We start from the raw sequence: 18,714 nt of genomic DNA on the forward strand, positions 1-18,714 counted from the left end.
GATACCAAATATTTATTATAAATTTCATATTTCCGACTTATTTATTCCTATATTTATCAATGTAGTCATTATATAAATGAAAAGGCTATATTACTATATAATATTATTCTTATCATCTGTTATAGTTCCCGAAATACCTTTTCTTATATTATTAGTGAATACTCAATATATAAGTATTCAATATTTTTTAATATCTTCAATTCCAATCATTATAGCATTTATTTTATTGTCATATTTATTTAGAGATTCAATTACAAGAGATCCGAATCCAATGGGTGTTTTTTACTATATATCTAAATTATCTAAATATTTATTACCAATCTTTGGATTCTTTTATTACTTATCAATAATATCTTTTATTTCTTCCGAATTACTATTGATAAATAATTATTTCGAAATTATAAATCCATTTTTATTCTTAATACCATATATATTAATATTTAATTTTATATTACTTAATCTATTTAACATAGATATTGAAAGTAAAATACAGGAAATTATTTCATATACTTCTATTATATCTCTTATCATTTTAATTTTGCTTTTTATATTTCCAATAAATATGAATATTCAATACAATTCGATAAATCCATTTTTATTTACAATAGAATATAATATAACAATATTTTCTGGTCTAGATATATTTACATACTATTCTAATTATTCAAACAATAGAAAAACTGGAAACGCTACTTTTTATGGGACAATACTTCTATCAATAATTTCTATATTATTATATGTAAGTCTGTTAAATATTAAAACAGAAAATATTAGCAATATAATTATTTTAATATTTTTACCAATTAGTATATATTCTACATATATATGGTTTTATACTGCAAATAAAATATTGGAAAATATATCAGAAAATAAATTATTACCATATTTCTTTAGAATAAAAAATAATAGGGATTCTCCAATTTTTAATATATTTCTATCCTCTTTTATTATTTTAACCTTCTTGTTTTTAAATAATTTTAATTATTTATTATCTTTTTTCTCATCCTTTACAATTATTATATACGTACTATATATAATGTCTTATATAAAGATTAAAGTGGAGGGAAAAAATTTACATAAATGGAGATTGATAAAAATATTTATTGCTGTTTTTTCAATGACTGCTTTATCTTACCTTTTATTATATGATTTTCTAAGTGATATATATTCAATTATACTATCTTTTTCAATATCTATTATTATACTAATATTAACATTATATATAACGTGGAAGAAAAATACAAAAATTATAAAATTCTACTTTTCTAAATTATATTTTATCCCATATTTAATTAGAAAAGTAAGATATAAAGAAGACATAAAAATAGTTGAATATTATGTAAAAGATGGATATAAAATATTAGATTTTGGCCCTTTTCTTGGGGATATATCCATAAATATAGCAAAAAAATATAATGTAAAAGTTTATGCCCTAGATATATCTCAAAAAATTGTAAGAAAATTACAAAAAAGAACAAAAAATATGAAAAATTTCTTTGTATATATTGCAAAAAAAGATGAAATTCCAAAAATCTTCTATAATAACATTGATTTAATACTTATATATGAAACATTAAAATTCATTATAGATAAACATAAATTTGTAAAAAATATATATAGAACATTGAAAAATAATGGGTATTTAATATCAATAACTTATGCAAGCTTTCTAGAAATAAAAGATATAGAAGATGAAATTAAAAAAATCAGAGAATTACTTGAATACCATAATATAAAGACTTTCTTAATAAAATCTCATAAAAGATTGTATACTAAATATATATTAATAGGTAAGAAAATTTAATATAATGATAAATTATTTCGAATTAAAGAAATGGTATAATGATAATGCTGAAAAAATAAATAATTCAATAGTAAAAAATATATATAATATTGAAGATGGAGTTGTTTTTGAATTATATAAGCCTGGTTTGGAAAATAGATTTTTATATATAATCCCGGGAAAAATTATTTTTCTATATAATGTTAAAGAAAGGGAAGAAATAAATAATTTTACACTAAAATTAAGGAAAGATTTTAATGAAACAAAAATAAATATTGAAATTGATAATAGTGATAAAATTATAATAATAAAAAATAATGAAAAAAAGTTATATGTAGAGCTTTTTCCAAATGGGTTGTTAATTGTAACTGATTATAATGATATAATTTTATATGCAAACCAATATAAGAACTTTGGAGTAAGAAAGATATTTAGAAATGAAAAATATACAAAACCACCAGGTTCCGTAAATATTATAAATAATATAAATGAATTTTTTGAAAAGGTAAATAATACAAATAAAAAGGATGTTGTAAGATTTTTAGCAGTAGATTTATCTTTGGGAGGAAAATATTCTGAATATATAGTAAAAAAAGCAAATATTGAAAAAAATAAAAGTCCAAAAGAATTAAATAAAGAAGAAATAGAAAAAATATATAATATTTATAATGAAATAGTAAACTTAAAGATATTAATAGATGAAAGTGGAAATATTATTGGGGATATTAATAAATATTTCATAAATCTTTATTTAAATAGTAGGGAAAATAAAAGGATAAGAAAATTAAATGAAGAAAAAGAAAAAATAAAAAGAATAATTGAGGAACAGAAAAGGTATTTGGAAGAAATTAATAAGGAAATTAATAAATTAGAGAAAATTGGTGAATTTTTAAACATATATTCATGGATATTCAAAGACTATGATGAAAATAGTATAATAAAAAATTTTAGAGAACTTAATATTAATATAGATATTAAAAGGGATAATAAATATTTAATTGTTAATATAGATGATAAATATTTAGAGAATAAATAAATTCTTTTTTCTTTTATTTTTTATAAAATTTCTTCTTTTAAAATTTATATATTTACCCAATAAATATATAAATTTTTTCGGTAAGAATTATTAATGGCAGAACAATATATGGCATACTGCGTCAGATGTAAGAAAAAGGTACCAGTACAGAATCCACAAAAGATTACATTAAAGAATGGAAGAACAGCAATAAAGGGAACATGTCCATATTGTAAGGGAACAGTATACGTATTTGTTAAGTCTGAATAGGTTATTCAAAATATATTCCTTTTTGTTTTTGTATAAGATCTAATCTACTATTTTGTTTATTAATTCTTGGTCTTTTTGTTTCTTCATCAGTTCTCATTGTTATATTTAATTGTTTTAAAAATATATTTAATCCTTCCTTATTTTCATATATACCTAAAGCTTTTCCATATTTACCAGGTTCTCCTATAAATACTAAAATCCTATCAGAAATCCAGTTCAAAAATATTAAATCATGATCTACAACTAGACAAGCTTTTCCCCTAATTTTTATTATATCTCTTATAAATTTTGATAAAACCAATCTTTGTTCTATATCTAAATTTGCAAATGGTTCATCTATTAAATATAAATCTGCATCTTTTATCAATGTACCAAATGTATATACTGCCTGTAATTCTCCTCCAGATAGTGTATTAACCTCTCTATCTAATAAATCAGAAATATTTAACATTGATAAATATTCTTTATAATCTTCCTTATATTTTTCATTAAAACTTTTCAAAAATTGATCTACAGTTATATTATAATTGGAAAAATCGTAAAATTGTGGTTTATATGATATTGTTATATTCTTTGATATATTTCCCTCATATTTTATTTCTCCAGCTAAGGCTTTTACAAAAGTACTTTTTCCAACCCCATTTCTTCCCAATACCCCTATTATTTCATTTTCCCTTATATATCCAGGATTTACTTCAAGTTTAAAGTTATCTAAATTTACTATGACATTTTCCCATTCAACAATCTTTTTTCCAAATTTTACATCAGTATAACTTTTTACATCCAACCTTATCGGTTTGTCCCTTATCTTTAAATTTTCTCTCTTTATAAATCCATTCAAATAATCATTTATACCTTCTTTTGCTCCAACAGGATATGAAAAAGCACCATATGCCTTTTGTATACCATAAACAACATGTATTATATCAGAAATTGAATCTAAAAATAATAAATCATGATCTATTATTAATATCGTATCTTTTTCCTTTATTTCATTTAAATTATTTAATATTCTCAATCTTTCATATATATCTAAATAATTTGTAACTTCATCAATTAACAATAAATTATGTTCCTTATATACTGAAAATATATATAATACTTTCTGAAATTCTCCTCCAGATAGATCTCCAATTTTTCTATCCAATATATTTTCTATTTCAAATTTCTTTGATATTTCATCTAAATTATTTATAACTTTTGATAATAATTCTCTAACTGTTTTATCCTTTAACATATTTTTTATTTGAGTAATATTTTGAGGTTTATATGAAATTATTACTTTATTACTGTATAATTTTTCAAAATATGATTGAAGTTCTGTACCTCTAAATTCTTTTATAATTTCTTTATCATCATATTTTTTACTAAAATCACCAAAATTTGGCTTTAATAAACCAGCTATTATATTTATTGCTGTACTTTTTCCCATTCCATTTCTTCCAATTATTCCAATAACTTTTCCTTCCTTAATTATTGGTAATCTATACAATCTAAATGTATTTGGACCATATTGAAATACGGGTCTTTCATCAGGTTCTTTTGTTAAATTTATAATAATTATTGCATTAAATGGACATTTTTTTACACATATTCCACATCCAATACATAAAGACTCATCGATAGATGGTTTTTTATCTTGTAAAATATTAAATATTTTTAAATTATTTTTTTGAACAGGACATACTTTCATACACATATAATCACATTTTTCAGGAGCCTTACATCTATCCCTATCAATTACAGCGATTCTTTTCATACTAATTTAAATTCTATTTTACTTTTATTATTTATGGCTTCTAATATTTCTTTTCCTATCTCAGAATTTAGATCCAAAACAATTTTTCCCTTTTTATTTATCTTAAATTTTCCAATTAATTCCCCATTTATATATAGTTCTACTTCTCTTTTTCTAAATAAATTATTAAACATTATTGTAAGATAATCTTTGGATATTTCATAATCAAAATTTATAATTTCATTTAATTTTTCAGCATTTTTTATTTCAATTCTTAAATTATATTTATCCCTTATACTCATTAAATATCTTTTTTCATTCCTAATAAATTTTCTTTTAAGTTCTTTTGGAATATAAAATATTATCCTATCATCCAAAACTTCTAAATAAATATTATTATATTTTCTTTTATATTCTATATTTAATAGATCTTCTAAAAATCTTTGAATTCCAGATTTTAGTCTATATTTTTTAATTGGAACAACCATTATCTCTTCTCCAAAAGTATATATTTCATATTCTAAATCGTTTGTTAGAAAATCTCTTACTTCAACAACAGGTCTTGCCAAATCTTCTTCCTTTAAACCATGTGGAATTTTAACAGTTAGATTTAAATAATATACCTTTTCTATTTGTCCTTTATTTATATATATTATTGTATCAATTATTTGAGGAATCAAACCAAGTTCAGTCCTTGATAATAACCTATGAACAATATCTATTGGCCTTTCAGCATGCGCGACACCAATCATTCCAATCCCTGCTAGTCTTAAATCTATATATAATTTAAAGTCTCTAGTATCTCTCATTTCATCAAATATTACATAATCTGGTCTTGATAATAATAATATATTATGTATTTCCTCATCCGTAGAATAATTTTTTGAATATTGAACAATATCTGGAGATAATATTAAATCTCTTGGAGATTCCACAGTTTTAACAATCTTTTTCATACTTAAATAATATTCTGCTAAAGCTTGAGCAAATGTTGTTTTTCCAGAACCAGGTTTTCCAACAATTATAATTCCCTCGGATTTTTCTTTTAATCTTTCAAGTATTCTTTCATTCAAATTATAATCTTCTATCCTTAATATTTTTGATGGTTTAACAATTGTTATTTCATATGCGTCAGATAATGGTGGTTTCACAATTACAATTCTAAAAATTCCTAACTGAATAATTAAACTATTTTTTCTTTCTTCTTCTATAAATGAATCCCTTCTATTTCTAGCAATATATATTATTTTATCAATTAAATCTTCCATATCTTTATTTCCATATACTTTATCTACTTCTTCCAAATACCATTCTCCAGGTTTTCCCCTTTTTCTTTTTACTTTTGTATTTTCAATAATATGAACAGATATTGTATCATCAGTAAATAGATCTAAAAAAGGTGGATTTTCCGTTGAAACATCCTCCTTTTCAATTAATAAACAATCAACATTATATACTTTAGCAGTTTCATATAATATCTTATCAGATGTTAATAATGTAGATCCTGTATCTCTTGCAATTTTAATAATTAAGTAATCTATATATCCATGCTTTGCCAATTTTATTTGTTCTAATGTTGGCTTTTCACCTAATATTGTTACTTTATAATTATATTTTTCTGACAATTCTCTAATTTTTTGCAATTCCTTTAAACCAATCAATCCTTTTTCAAGACCTTTGTTTGCCTGTGCTTGTAATTCATCAATTACTGGTACAGGTATTATTACTTCATTAAAAGAAATACTATTATTTAATAAAGATTTTGATATATATTCATCAATCACTACTGATGTATCTAATGTTATTTTATTTAATTTCATTAATTATTTTATTATATTCTTTCTCAAAACTATTTAACCTATCTAGAGCCCTCTTTATTGCATCTATTAATACTTCCCTTGGTTTTCTCTTTCCATCAGTCTTTATATATAAATAAATATCTTTTATTAATGGGTGATTTTCCTTCCAGGCAGCAATTATTACATTTGGATCTTTATCTAACTCTTCCTTTAATAACATAGATATTGTTGCCTTATCATTTTCAAATATTATTTCCATTTCTGTTTCACTTTCCTTATTTATTTTCATTTCTATTATATTATATAAATATTTTATATAACTTTATCTCTTAACTTTCTTATTTCAAAATTAAATAAATTAACACCCAAAACCTCTCCATTTTTTATATTTCTCAAAAATAAAATACCTGGTTCTGGTTTATGACCTAATTCTCTTTGATATGGAGTTATATCTTGAAAAGTAGATGAATTAATTAGATCTATTCCTCTATATTCATCATAAGATGCTCTGTGTATGTGACCTGTATGAAAAAAATCTGGTACAATTTCTATTACAGATGGATCATCATTTATATATGGAACATATGGATTTGATCCATGAGATGGGAATATTAATCTTAACATTAACATAAACTTCATTAATTCTCCAGGTTTTTCATATCCTCCCTTTTCTCTTAAAAAAGAAATATTTGATACTAACCAATCTAAAACATATCCATGATATAATAACCCAATAATTGAATTATGTATTTTTACATATGATGGATTTGACAAATAATAAATATTCTTCATTGAATAAGATTCCCTTAACAATGATCTTGGTAATTCTGGTTGTGGTTCTGCTAACCTTGGAATATCGTGATTTCCTGGTACAATAATTGTCTTTATACTTTCAGGTATTTTTAATATATAATCTTCAAAACTTTTATATTGGTCTTCATATGTTTTTAAAACCAATTCCTCTTTTTGTTCTGGATAAACACCAACTCCATCTACTACATCTCCTATAATTATAATATAACCAATCTTTCTTGCAATTTCATCTATTTTTTCATTTCCTGTTTTTCCATTTACAAATTTTAAAAACCTGTCAAATAGTTCATAAAATGTATACTTATTCCCTACCTGCCAATCACCGGTGAATAATATATATACATCATCTTCTCCAAATGTTTTTGGTTTTCTTACAGGAACATTTGGTAATATTATATTATTTGCAAAAAACATTTTATTTTTATATGTACCAACTAAACCAATAACAGAATCTAATGGTATATCTTTAACTATTTTAAAATCTATATTTTCATTATCTTTACTCACAAAAGCTTTTATAATATTATTTCCATCTTCTATAATAAAAGTTATTCCCTTTTCGGTTATTTTTTTATCATATACCAATCCAACAATTGCAACCTCCTCATTTTCAGGTATCTTATCTAAAGGATATATATTCCTCATTTCAGAATGTTCCCTTAATATTTTCTTTATCTTATTTAATCTTTGTTTATAATATGATATCCAGGATATTATATCAGGCTTATTTTTTTGTATTTCAAACCTTTTCAGAATATTTATTTCTTTTGTTTCCTTCATTTCCTTTACCGATAATTCAATTTCTTCTCCAATATGTTTTTTTGTACTTTCTATAAGAACAACATTATTACTTTCTTTTTCTATATTTTGTTTATTTTCCTTTATATTAAAGAAATCTTTTATATTTATTTTATTTTGTTTTTTATTTACATTATTTTCTTTCTTTTCAACATTTTCTTTATTATTATTAATATTTTTTCCAATTATTCTATTAATAAATTCTTCATCTATTATTTTTATATTATTTTTTATTGCTTCTTTAAATATAATATCTAAATCTTCCTCTTTTAAAGAATCTAAAAGATCAGCTACTTTTTTTAAAGGTATTATACCATTTTCCAATAATAAATTTATGAAATCCTCTTTTTTCATATATCTTTTTTTATTTTTTCATATATTTTTTTAAGGTTATCAACATCGGATATTATCTTTAATACTTTGTTTACACCCCTTTTTCCATTAGATATTATTTTTGATTCAATTAATTCTCCAAATATACTCTCTATTTTCTTTAAATTTTTATATACTACCGTTTTATCTAGAATAGATATTCCAAAGTTATTGGATAAATTTACGTATTCTTCATAAAGATTGTTAAATGTTACAAAATCTTCGCTTTTTATTTGTTCTTTTATTAAAGCCAATAATATTAATTTTTGTGTTTTATTTAGAGTACTTATTATAGATTCTAATATATTTAAATCAACGCTAGAAAAGGCCTCATCTATATCTTCTCTATCTATTTTTTCCTTATTTTTATTATATGCAATTGTTGCTGATAATCTTAATACATTTATTGCGATTCTTGCATCTCCAGAAAATTCTTTAGAAACTTTTGCAGATATATAATTTATATCTTCTTCAGATATTGAACCTGGCTTTAGAGCTTTTATAGCTCTATCTTTTAGAATTTCTCTAAGTTCATAATAATTATATGGAGAAAACTTTACCTGAATTATTGATGAAAATGATGATTTTACTCTTTGATCTAATTGAGATATAAAGGAAGGAGAATTAGAAATGAGTATTAATCTTATTCTATTTAAAAAGTTTATATCATAATTTCTTAATAGTAAATATAATATTTCTGTATTTTCAGATTTTCTAAATATGGTATCTACCTCATCTAATATTATTATTAGCTTATAATCATTATTAATTATAAATTTATATATATTTTCGTATATATCATTCTTTCTAAATCCACTTTTTATATTTATATTTGCTAATTCTTCGTATATTCTCTTAAATATATAATAATCTACATCATCTGATAATATTTGTTTACAATTTATATATGCAACCTTCACTTTTAATTTATTTTTTGCTGAATAAAATGATATACCTTTATTTAAATATCTAGCTATTAATGTTTTTCCAGTACCTGTAGTTCCATATAAAAATAAGTTACTTCCAGTGTTTCTATTTAAAAATAAGTTTATATTTGATAATATAATTTCTTTTTCTTTATCTCTAAATTTTATTTCGTATGGAATAAAATCTTCTTCAAAATATCTTCCATCTACAATAAGGTTTTTATTTTTGTTTGATATTTTTTCAAAATCTGCCAAAAAATAATCTATTATTGAATTTGTCATCATAATATCTTATTTTATAAAAAATTTTATAAAACATTTTTGCAATCGATTTAAAAACATCAAAACATCCTTTTTATCCCTTAAAATAATAAGTTTTCAATTGATTTTTAAAAAATCGTCCCTAAATTTTTTCCATAATTGATTTTTCCTTCTAAATATATCTATATGTTTCCTGTTTAAAAATATTGCTTATCAAAAGGTTTATAAAAGATATTTATAAATTTTTTGGTACACCAATGTCAAAATGTAAGTCTGTTATATTATATTTGCCAACCTTTTATATACTACTAATTAGTAATTAATTGTTTTATTTGCTCTTATCCAAAATTATCCTAATATATTTTGAAGACGGTGTTCCCTATAATTTTTTAAAATTTTCTTTAACCTTTCTTCATCAATATCTTTCTCTATTATATTAGATTTTTCCTCATGAAACTTTTCAACAATAATAAAATTTTTTAGTTCTTTAAATTCATCTACAACATAGAATTTTGGAAAAATATTTTTAGCTTCTATAAAGTTTTCTTTTTTTACGAAGAATTTCACATCTTTACTTTTATAATATGTAATATATTCCTCTTTAAATTCATCTATAAATATTCTATTATAATAAATTTTATTCAAATATAAAAAAGAAATTTTTGGTATAATATTATCATCATTTTTTAATCTTTCAGTTAAAATCTTAGATAAAATATTATAATCATTTAACAATTCAATATATTTTTTGTTTAATTCTTCTATTATTTTTTCATTTTCTTCTTTATCTTTTTTATTCTTTACAATAACTTTTATTATTTCAATATCTCCTTTATCTCTTTTTATTTTCTTTCTTTTCTTCTTTTCTTTTATTTCTTTTTCCTTTTCTCTTAAATTATTTTTTACTGCTACAGCTTCTACTTTTCTATTTTTTAATATATATTTTAATATTTTGATGTATTCATCTTGATTTTCAGAAACTCTCTTAGCCTTTTCAAATATTTCCTTTAACTTTTTTAATGCTTCTATTGCAGATATATATGCGTCAAATTCATGATTATTTTCAAATATTTTCTTTAAATTATCATCCTTATAGTATTTATTTTTTATTTCTAAACTAATATCTTCCTTTGGACTATATATACCAATATTTAGTTTTGATGCTATATCTAATATTGTTTTTGGTATTTCTTTTTTATCTGTAGCAATAAGTACAACATACTTTAAATCACTTATATATTTAATAATATCTTCATTTTGTATATTTTTTCCACTTAATTTATCAACTATATTTACATTATCATCTATAACAACTAATCCCAAATTTGTACCTGGATCTATCCCAACAATTAGGGATTTTAGCATTATTATAATTATTTTAATTTTTTCCTTAAAAATCTATATTCCTTTTAAATCTTACTAATATATTATTAATAAATGCCAAATGACTGGTCATATTTAGTAGAATTACAAAAAAATAAACCAGGTACTTTGACAAAGATACTTAAAAATAATGCACCAAAATATGTAAAAGAAGAAGTTAGAAGATTAATCAAAGAAGGTAAGATTAAAAATATACAAGAATTAGTACAAAAAGCAGTAAGTGAAAATAAGAGTTTAATAAAAGTATTAGAAGAATATGGAATTAAAAATAAGGAAAGAAAATTTGGAAAGGGAAGTATAAGATGTATAATATGTGGTTCTCATGATAGAGTTATTAGAAGATATAAAATACATATATGTGGAAGATGTTTTAGAGAAATGGCAAAAGAATTAGGATTTAAAGTTATGGGAGAATAATGGTAGATATAATTAATGATTTCTTCTCTCACGCTACAAATTGTATAAATGTTGGAAAAAGAGAGGTAGAATTTAATTATTATAATAAATTATTATTGAATATTTTAGAAAAATTAAAAGAATATAAATTTGTTGAAGAATATAAAACAGAAGGAAAAAAGATAATTGCTAGATTTTCTGAATACTTTAATTTTGGAAAAGCAATTCATCCAAGATATCCTGTATCATATAAAGAATTAGAAAAGTATGAAAAAAGATATTTACCTGCAAGTGGTTTTGGAATATTATTAGTATCTACTAATAAAGGAATTAAAACAAATGAAGAATGTAAAAGGGAAAAAATAGGGGGTGTTTTAGTTGCTGTAGTTTATTAAAGCTTTTTAAGATATTCTTCTAATTTTTCTCTTAATTCCTTATTATTTAATATAGACTCTATTTCAGATAATTTTCCTTCTATAGATAATAATTTTCTATATAATATACCTAAAGCAATCCACATTTGTACTTTCGATGGATTATCAGAATTTTCATATACATCTTTATATTTTTTTGTCTCTTCTATTAATGATTTTACAAAATCTCTAAATACGGGATCTAAACTATCCTTCCAATCAGAGGCCATATTCTTTTAATATTTTATTTTTAACCTCTTCAAAATGCTCTACTATTTTTTCAGGTTCTAATCCAACTTTTAAATATCTTGAAAATTGTTTATTATATTTTTCAGGATCTTTTTCTTTTAACATTAATGCATAATTTTTTATGTGTTCGCCCTTTATTCTATCTTCAGAAGGTAAAATTTCCTCGTTATATGGAATTTTTAATCCAGCATCAATTGCACCTTTTAGTGTTGCGTATAATGAATTTCCCTTTGTAGATCTATATCTTCCAATATCTAATATTGCTTCTTCAATTCCTCTTTTCTTTGCTTCTAAACCTGTTAGTAAACCAACTAAATATGCTGTTGGTAAATTTCCTCTGTGACCTTTCCATCCATATTTCTTTTCTAATATTTTTGAATGTATTGTTAATAATGTTTTATCTCCTTTTTCATCATATAATGTTATTTGTGCTAATATGTTGTTTAAAAATCTTCTAACGACTAATCTTGGCTTCTTTGATTTTAATAACCTTAATCTCTTCTTATAGTCTGTAATATTTTCTCTTCTTCTTCTAAATTTTACTATGTAAGTAGGACCTGTAGCCATTAAAGATATTTTTATAAGTAATTTTTTAAATTTAATTTAATTTAAATTTTAAATTCTTTTTATATTTGAGATAAATTATAATATTAAGAATAATTCCTTTGGCATATATAATATATTATCTCTAAATTCTAATTCATAATCTCCAATAATAATTCCGTATTCAGCATTATATCTTTTCATACTATTTCTTACTTGTTTCTCTGCATTTTTATCTTTTCCATATTTAACCTCTATAGGTATTATTTTATTTTCAAAGGTCTTTATTAAAAAATCTGCACTATTTTTATTAGGATCATAAAAAACATTTATGTTTGACATATTATGAGTTATTTGTATTTTATATAATGTTGAAGCTATGTATTCTTCAAATAAGAATCCTATATCACTTTCTTTAAATGTTCCTAAATAATCTTTTATCATAAATCTTATTGTTGGTGTTATAAAATAACGTTTCCAAGTTTTTCTGCTTATTTTTTCTTCACTTCCCAATGGTTTAATAGAAAATATTAAAGAAGACATTTCTAAATATTCTAAAATATTCTGTACATTTTCTTTACTTATGTTCAAACTATTTGAAATATTTTCTATGCTTGTTTTTTCTGAGCCTGCCAAATAATTTATAATTTTTATAGTATCTTTTATACTAGAAGATTTAATGTTATTTATTGTGGGGATATCTAAATAAGCAATTTTTTTAATTGTCTCCAATAACAAATCTTCAGAATCTTTTTTATATAATGCTGTAAATGGAAAACCTCCGAATTTTAGGAAATCTTCAATTTCAAAAGAATGTAATTTTATTTTTTTATATATCTCTATAATTTCGTTATTAGTAAAAAATTCGCTAGTAAATTTAGGAATAAGCGAATCATCTTTCAATAAGTTTAGTATTTTTTCCTTAAGTATTTTAGTTTTATAATATTTATCAATCTTTTTTGATATTTTTAAATATTCAATAAAGTTTAAAGGAAATAAATACTCTTTTTTGGCTCTTCTAGCTAAATCTGCAGTAGTTTCTTTTTCTAATTCTAATGCAGAGGAACCTGTAGCAATTATAAATATACTTGGATACCCATCATAAATAACCTTTAATGTTAAAGCCCAATTTGGATCATGATTTACCTCATCTAATAATAAAAATACTGGTTCTTCAGAAATTGCTAAATCTTCAAATAAGATTTTAGATTCATAAACTTCTATACTAGATCTTAAATCGTAATTAAGACTTTTTAAGTCATCTACAGATATAAACAATACCCTTTCTCTAGGTATATTCTTTTCTTTAATTAGGTATAAATATGTTTGATACAATAATGTTGTTTTGCCAGTCCCTCTTAATCCAGGTATGATAATTAATCTATCAATCTTAGTATTTTTTTCAAGAAAATTATTTATATGGTTTTTTATTCTGGAAAAGATGTGTCTTTTTGGAAGTGGTTTATTATTCTCATCTGTAGTATATCTTAAGGCTAACTTTTCTGTATATTGTATTCTTCTTTCTAGGTAGGTTTTTAGTATGTCAATATCCATGATATTATAATAACATTTAATATTATAAGTTTTATCATTTGTCGTAATTCTTAGTATTAATACATCCATAATAATATATTAGTTTTTAGTATTTATATATTTTATTTTTTCATAATAGTTGGTATATTAATACCATGTTTGTATCCTAAAAATTAGGATGAAAAATATAAATTATTATTGTACCAAATTGTGCGATAAAGAAATTTATATTATCTTATTTAAGTTCTTTAGACTCCTTTTATCTAAATCCTTCAATATTATTTGATACAAATTATCATTTTCATCAATAAAAAGAATCTTATCTTCAAAAATAAAAAGATTTTCTGGAGATGTTATTTTTATTTCTAATTCTTTATTATTTATAATAGTATTTAATATTATTGTTTCGCCTTCAACATCTATTTTTCTTATTTTTTCTATTTTATATATTATAGAATTATATCTAATTGCATTTTCTAATATTTTTCTAGAATTTTCATCCAAAATTGTATAATCTTCTAATAAAAATATTTCATTGAAATTATCATCATAAAATCCTACAAATTTTGGATTTGATATTGGGAATAATAATTTTGGCATAAGATTCTCATATTTTTTACCATTATATACAACATTTACTCTACTAGGTCTATTAGTTGGTTCTATTATTACATTTTTATCTTTTATTATATTTAAATTAATTATTTCCGATTCTTTATTAACTTTTTCAATTTTTTCTAAATTTTCTATTTGATTTTTAAATAATTCATAGAACTTTCCCTTTTTATTTATTAATTCCTCTAGTTTTCCTTCTTCTACAATTTTTCCATCTTCTATAACAATAATTCTATCCATATTTAACATTTCTGATAAATTATGTGAAATATATATTAAAGTTTTATCTTTTGATATATTTAATATAGCGGAAAAAATATTTTCTCTACTTTTAGCATCAATATTTGATGTTAATTCATCAAATATAAATATATCAGGATTTCTTATTATATTTCTTGCAATTGCTATTTTTTGTTTTTGTCCGCCAGATAATTTTGTTCCTTCTTCTCCTGCTGGAGTATCATATGCAAAAGGTAATTTAATTATATCATCATGTATATTTACAATTTTGCAAACTTTAATTATTTCTATTTCATTTACATTTGGATTTCCATAAGATATATTATATCTAATAGTATTATCAAAGATTTCTGGATTTTGAGATAAATAAGAAATCCTTTCTCTAAGATATTTTGAATCTATATCCTTTATATTTGTATTTCCAATCAGTATTTCTCCATCATTTACGTCATAAAATCTTAATAATAATTTTGCAATTGTTGTTTTTCCAGCTCCGTTTTTTCCGACAATTGCAACTTTTTCTTTTGGTTTTATTGTAAAAGAAATATTTTTTAATACAGGGAAACCTGGTTCATATTCAAAAGTAACATTAACAAATTTTATTTCATCAACAATATTTGGTTTTAAAGCATTCTCTTTATTTAATATTTTTGGTTTTTCTTCTAATAATTCTAGTATTCTTTCAGCAGAAATCAAAGTGCTTGGCAAGTCTCTAAAAAACCTTTCATATGTTGTATAGAGTGGGCTATAAATATATGAAGTATAAGATATAAAAGCAACCAATATACCTAACTTAATTAGATTATTAATTACAAAAGTTCCACCAAAATACCATATAAATACGGTAGTTAAATCCATTATAAAAGATATCAAGTCTGCTCTTATTATGAAAAATTTTACTAATTTGGTATCTATGAAATACCAATCGTTTATTGTGTTTTTTGTTTTTTCATATTCTTCTCTTTCCTTTGAGAATAACTTAATACTATAAAAATTCCTAAGAATATTAACTAACTTCGTAAAGATATCTACTGACTTTATTGTTGCTTTTTTGCCAACTGTTCTTGCTTTTCTTTCATAAATTATAAAAAGAGCAAATGCAACTATTGTTGTAATTATAACAGGTATTGCTAAAAAGGGCAATAATAGAAAGAGTATAATAATTGTTCCAATAATCATTAAAGTATCTATAATTATAGAGGGCAGATCATATGCAATAAAATAATTTATTCTTCCTATATCGGATTGATATCTAGATATTAATCTAGAAGGAGAATATTTTTCTACAAAAGAAATATCATTGAAAATTATATGTTCTAATAATAATTCTCTTAGTTCTTTTATAATTTTTATCTGTGTAATGTTCATTAAAAAATCTCCTATTAGATATAAAAATCTATAGCTAATATAAGACATTAGCATTAAGAAAATTATTGTAAGAAATACTTGCTGCGATGGGGTTTTTGATATAAGAACTTTATTTATTAGTAAAGCTGTTAAATAAGGAGGAATTAGACTTATTATAGTACCTATAATAAAGATAATAATAACTAAAGTAAGTTCTTTCTTATATTTTTTAATAATTTGCATTAAAAATCCATATATTTCTTTTTTAGATCTTTTCCTTTCTTCTTCTTTTTCAATTATTTCTGTTTTTACTTTTAAATTAAATTCATCTACAATTTTCCGTATATTATCTGCTTTTTTCTTTGTAAAATATGCAACTTCAAAAACTTTTCCATCTTTATCTATTGCAATTAATTTACATATACTAATTCCATATTCTATATTTAGTTTTTCTACATTATCAATTTCTAATATTTTGTTTTTATTATCATCATATACAGAAATTTTATCATCTAAAATTTCAATAGTTTCTTCAGTAAAATTAAGATTTCTATCAAGATCCGTTTTAAATATTGCTTTAAAATGATCTGTCATAAAATATAAATAATTGTAAATTTACTAAAGTTTTTAATAAAATAGTTTAGACATCTCAAAACAATATATATATTATAAGCTTTTATGAATTGAAAAAATATCTATAAATTTATGTTTAAAGGATGGAAAACGTTAAGAGAAGAAATTAAAAGAAAAGAAAAAGAGAAAAGATTGAAAGCAATAAGAAGGTTAGGAGAATTATTGGAGAAGACAGGTGCTACTCCTGAAGAAACTATAAAAATAATAAGGGAAATTAGGGAAGAAAATTAAAATGAAAATTTAGTCTTTATTCTGAAAATACAGGTTTATTAAAATATTAGAAGATGCAATTTAAAAATTAAATCCGCCGCGGGTGGGATTTGAACCCACGCCCCCTTTCGGGGATATGGTCTCCAGCCATACCCCTTGGTCCGCTCGGGCACCGCGGCATAAATGTCCCCCGCCCATCGTTACCAATACTCATCTTTTCATATTGGTTCGTCTAAGCGGGGATACATATTTAATATAATTTAATATAAAAATATTTTTATGTTAACAAGAAATTTATTAGAAAAGGTAAGTCAAAAAATAAATCAAATAAAAAAAGATGAAGAAAATAATAAAGAAGAAAAAATTAATATTGGAAAATTAAATTTTGATAATTTTGAAGTAAAAGAAAAGAAAAAATATGGATTTATAGATTCTTCTCATGTAAATGGAATTGTTGGACCTTATAGTTATATATATTCTAGGGCAGTGATTGTTTCTGACGATATATATGAAATTATAGAAGATATAGAATTTTTTGAAACATCTTTTATAAGATCAATTAATAATGAAAATTTTGATATTCAAGATATTTCAGAACTACTATCAAAAAATTTAGAATATAAATTGGCAAGAAAATATTCTGATAGATATATATTTATAGATGGATCAATAATATCAGATTCTATATTATATTCAAAATTTTTAGATAATTTTTATAATGAAAATATTGAAAATAGGAGAAAAGAATTTTTAGAAAATTTTGAGTATTTAATAAATAATGGAAATTTATTGGCAGTTGCAAAAAGAATATTAAATTTAGATATAATAAAGCCAGGTAGATCTGATTTATTAACATTGATGAAAGTTTTTCCATCAGAAATATTTTATACAGATATTAATGAAAAACAATTAAAGGAATTTTTAAGTTCAAAAATTCCAAACTGTTCTTTTTGTAACAAAAAAATATATATAATATATTTTAGGGCAAGATATAATGATCATATATATAGATTAGAAGGAATGGAAAAAGTTGAAAAAGAAAAGTTTAAAGAAATAATAAAAGAGGTTATTTATGATCAAAAATCATATCCAAGAGGATTAAAAATGGCTCATAATTTATGTAAAATAACAAATAAAGAAAAATTATTGTTAGAAAGTTATATTAAAAAAATTTTAGGATTTGAAAAAACTGTTGGTTGGGAAACTCATTAGGGTCCGGGGCGGGATTCGAACCCGCGATCTTCAGGTCCACAGCCTGACGCCTTACCACTAGGCTACCCGGACCATAAAAGACCATTATCATTTATATTTTTAACTAATATAAATTGAAGGCATTACATCATTAGGTGGTAATGATCTTAATAAAACCCAATATAA

The 18,714-nt window shown here is 22.4% G+C and carries 17 protein-coding genes and 2 tRNA genes; 7 read left to right on the top strand and 12 right to left on the bottom strand.

The annotated features are described in order from the left end of the window. Positions 1-76 precede the first annotated feature (76 nt). The 3 genes from DDW03_RS02380 (at position 77) to DDW03_RS02390 (ending at position 3,068) form a co-directional block, all read left to right on the top strand. Positions 77-1,804 (top strand): methyltransferase domain-containing protein, encoded by a 1,728-nt coding sequence (locus DDW03_RS02380; protein ID WP_228615465.1) that lies wholly within the window; start codon positions 77-79, stop codon positions 1,802-1,804. A gap of 4 nt (positions 1,805-1,808) precedes the next feature. Beyond that, the gene (locus DDW03_RS02385) at positions 1,809-2,819 is read left to right on the top strand and encodes an NFACT family protein (RefSeq protein ID WP_228615466.1); all 1,011 of its coding nucleotides are present in this window, start codon (positions 1,809-1,811) and stop codon (positions 2,817-2,819) included. Between the two features lie 93 nt (positions 2,820-2,912). Then, positions 2,913-3,068 (top strand): DUF5679 domain-containing protein, encoded by a 156-nt coding sequence (locus DDW03_RS02390; RefSeq protein ID WP_004577992.1) that lies wholly within the window; start codon positions 2,913-2,915, stop codon positions 3,066-3,068. Position 3,069: 1 nt separating this feature from the next. Here the strand turns inward: DDW03_RS02390 and DDW03_RS02395 are convergent, their stop codons facing one another. From DDW03_RS02395 to DDW03_RS02420, 6 genes are all read right to left on the bottom strand, one after another. After that, a complete protein-coding gene (locus DDW03_RS02395) occupies positions 3,070-4,827 on the bottom strand; it encodes a ribosome biogenesis/translation initiation ATPase RLI (protein ID WP_228615467.1) in 1,758 nt (585 codons plus the stop codon). Then, a complete protein-coding gene (locus DDW03_RS02400; RefSeq protein ID WP_228615468.1) occupies positions 4,824-6,626 on the bottom strand; it encodes a PINc/VapC family ATPase in 1,803 nt (600 codons plus the stop codon). Before DDW03_RS02400 ends, DDW03_RS02395 begins: the two co-directional genes overlap by 4 nt. Next, positions 6,613-6,894, bottom strand: coding sequence for an RpoL/Rpb11 RNA polymerase subunit family protein (locus tag DDW03_RS02405; RefSeq protein ID WP_228615469.1), 282 nt, complete (start codon positions 6,892-6,894; stop codon positions 6,613-6,615). The genes DDW03_RS02400 and DDW03_RS02405 overlap by 14 nt, the downstream gene beginning before the upstream one ends. Before the next feature lie 23 nt (positions 6,895-6,917). Continuing rightward, entirely contained in the window at positions 6,918-8,570 is a 1,653-nt protein-coding gene (locus DDW03_RS02410) for a metallophosphoesterase (protein WP_228615470.1), read from the bottom strand. After that, positions 8,567-9,799: a Cdc6/Cdc18 family protein gene (locus DDW03_RS02415; protein WP_228615471.1), complete on the bottom strand. Its 1,233-nt coding sequence runs from the start codon at positions 9,797-9,799 to the stop codon at positions 8,567-8,569. Before DDW03_RS02415 ends, DDW03_RS02410 begins: the two co-directional genes overlap by 4 nt. A gap of 324 nt (positions 9,800-10,123) precedes the next feature. After that, positions 10,124-11,140, bottom strand: coding sequence for a DUF460 domain-containing protein (locus DDW03_RS02420; protein ID WP_228615472.1), 1,017 nt, complete (start codon positions 11,138-11,140; stop codon positions 10,124-10,126). Between the two features lie 72 nt (positions 11,141-11,212). Here DDW03_RS02420 and DDW03_RS02425 point away from each other — a divergent pair, with 72 nt between their 5' ends. Continuing rightward, complete coding sequence (locus DDW03_RS02425) at positions 11,213-11,575, top strand: 30S ribosomal protein S14 (RefSeq protein WP_228615473.1); 363 nt, start codon at positions 11,213-11,215, stop codon at positions 11,573-11,575. Next, positions 11,575-11,949: a 30S ribosomal protein S8 gene (gene rpsH, locus DDW03_RS02430; RefSeq protein ID WP_228615474.1), complete on the top strand. Its 375-nt coding sequence runs from the start codon at positions 11,575-11,577 to the stop codon at positions 11,947-11,949. The genes DDW03_RS02425 and rpsH overlap by 1 nt, the downstream gene beginning before the upstream one ends. Here the strand turns inward: rpsH and DDW03_RS02435 are convergent. The 4 genes from DDW03_RS02435 to DDW03_RS02450 form a co-directional block, all read right to left on the bottom strand. After that, positions 11,946-12,197, bottom strand: a complete 252-nt coding sequence (locus DDW03_RS02435) for a hypothetical protein (protein ID WP_228615475.1) — start codon at positions 12,195-12,197, stop codon at positions 11,946-11,948. The two genes, rpsH and DDW03_RS02435, sit on opposite strands and share 4 nt — an antisense overlap. Beyond that, a complete protein-coding gene (locus tag DDW03_RS02440; RefSeq protein ID WP_228615476.1) occupies positions 12,187-12,783 on the bottom strand; it encodes a 50S ribosomal protein L18 in 597 nt (198 codons plus the stop codon). The genes DDW03_RS02435 and DDW03_RS02440 overlap by 11 nt, the downstream gene beginning before the upstream one ends. 75 nt (positions 12,784-12,858) lie before the next feature. Beyond that, positions 12,859-14,313 carry an ATP-binding protein gene (locus DDW03_RS02445; RefSeq protein ID WP_228615477.1) on the bottom strand — a complete coding sequence of 485 codons (1,455 nt, stop codon included), beginning with the start codon at positions 14,311-14,313 and terminating at the stop codon, positions 12,859-12,861. 204 nt (positions 14,314-14,517) lie between these two features. Continuing rightward, positions 14,518-17,088 (bottom strand): ATP-binding cassette domain-containing protein, encoded by a 2,571-nt coding sequence (locus tag DDW03_RS02450; protein WP_228615478.1) that lies wholly within the window; start codon positions 17,086-17,088, stop codon positions 14,518-14,520. Between the two features lie 111 nt (positions 17,089-17,199). On the opposite strand from DDW03_RS02450, the gene DDW03_RS02455 reads away from it, so the two are divergent. Next, positions 17,200-17,358 (top strand): hypothetical protein, encoded by a 159-nt coding sequence (locus DDW03_RS02455; RefSeq protein ID WP_228615479.1) that lies wholly within the window; start codon positions 17,200-17,202, stop codon positions 17,356-17,358. Between the two features lie 74 nt (positions 17,359-17,432). Here DDW03_RS02455 and DDW03_RS02460 read toward each other — a convergent pair. Beyond that, positions 17,433-17,516: transfer RNA gene (locus DDW03_RS02460), tRNA-Ser, on the bottom strand. 100 nt (positions 17,517-17,616) lie between these two features. Here DDW03_RS02460 and DDW03_RS02465 point away from each other — a divergent pair. Beyond that, on the top strand, positions 17,617-18,549 hold the full coding sequence (locus DDW03_RS02465) for a DNA double-strand break repair nuclease NurA (RefSeq protein WP_228615480.1): 933 nt from the start codon (positions 17,617-17,619) through the stop codon (positions 18,547-18,549). Here DDW03_RS02465 and DDW03_RS02470 read toward each other — a convergent pair. Beyond that, positions 18,550-18,621: transfer RNA gene (locus DDW03_RS02470), tRNA-His, on the bottom strand. Positions 18,622-18,714: the final 93 nt, after the last annotated feature.

Source organism: Candidatus Nanobsidianus stetteri (genome assembly GCF_003086415.1).
Taxonomy (GTDB): Archaea; Nanobdellota; Nanobdellia; order Nanobdellales; family Nanobdellaceae; genus Nanobdella; species Nanobdella stetteri_A.

Coding starts and splice junctions, on each gene's coding strand:
- DDW03_RS02395 (WP_228615467.1), bottom strand. CDS start 4,827: ATGAAAAGAATCGCTGTAATTGATAGGGATAGATGTAAGGCTCCTGAA.
- DDW03_RS02400 (WP_228615468.1), bottom strand. CDS start 6,626: ATGAAATTAAATAAAATAACATTAGATACATCAGTAGTGATTGATGAA.
- DDW03_RS02385 (WP_228615466.1), top strand. CDS start 1,809: ATGATAAATTATTTCGAATTAAAGAAATGGTATAATGATAATGCTGAA.
- DDW03_RS02415 (WP_228615471.1), bottom strand. CDS start 9,799: ATGATGACAAATTCAATAATAGATTATTTTTTGGCAGATTTTGAAAAA.
- DDW03_RS02440 (WP_228615476.1), bottom strand. CDS start 12,783: ATGGCTACAGGTCCTACTTACATAGTAAAATTTAGAAGAAGAAGAGAA.
- rpsH (WP_228615474.1), top strand. CDS start 11,575: ATGGTAGATATAATTAATGATTTCTTCTCTCACGCTACAAATTGTATA.
- DDW03_RS02380 (WP_228615465.1), top strand. CDS start 77: ATGAAAAGGCTATATTACTATATAATATTATTCTTATCATCTGTTATA.
- DDW03_RS02425 (WP_228615473.1), top strand. CDS start 11,213: ATGCCAAATGACTGGTCATATTTAGTAGAATTACAAAAAAATAAACCA.
- DDW03_RS02405 (WP_228615469.1), bottom strand. CDS start 6,894: ATGAAAATAAATAAGGAAAGTGAAACAGAAATGGAAATAATATTTGAA.
- DDW03_RS02420 (WP_228615472.1), bottom strand. CDS start 11,140: ATGCTAAAATCCCTAATTGTTGGGATAGATCCAGGTACAAATTTGGGA.
- DDW03_RS02450 (WP_228615478.1), bottom strand. CDS start 17,088: ATGACAGATCATTTTAAAGCAATATTTAAAACGGATCTTGATAGAAAT.
- DDW03_RS02410 (WP_228615470.1), bottom strand. CDS start 8,570: ATGAAAAAAGAGGATTTCATAAATTTATTATTGGAAAATGGTATAATA.
- DDW03_RS02445 (WP_228615477.1), bottom strand. CDS start 14,313: ATGGATATTGACATACTAAAAACCTACCTAGAAAGAAGAATACAATAT.
- DDW03_RS02435 (WP_228615475.1), bottom strand. CDS start 12,197: ATGGCCTCTGATTGGAAGGATAGTTTAGATCCCGTATTTAGAGATTTT.
- DDW03_RS02390 (WP_004577992.1), top strand. CDS start 2,913: ATGGCAGAACAATATATGGCATACTGCGTCAGATGTAAGAAAAAGGTA.
- DDW03_RS02465 (WP_228615480.1), top strand. CDS start 17,617: ATGTTAACAAGAAATTTATTAGAAAAGGTAAGTCAAAAAATAAATCAA.
- DDW03_RS02455 (WP_228615479.1), top strand. CDS start 17,200: ATGTTTAAAGGATGGAAAACGTTAAGAGAAGAAATTAAAAGAAAAGAA.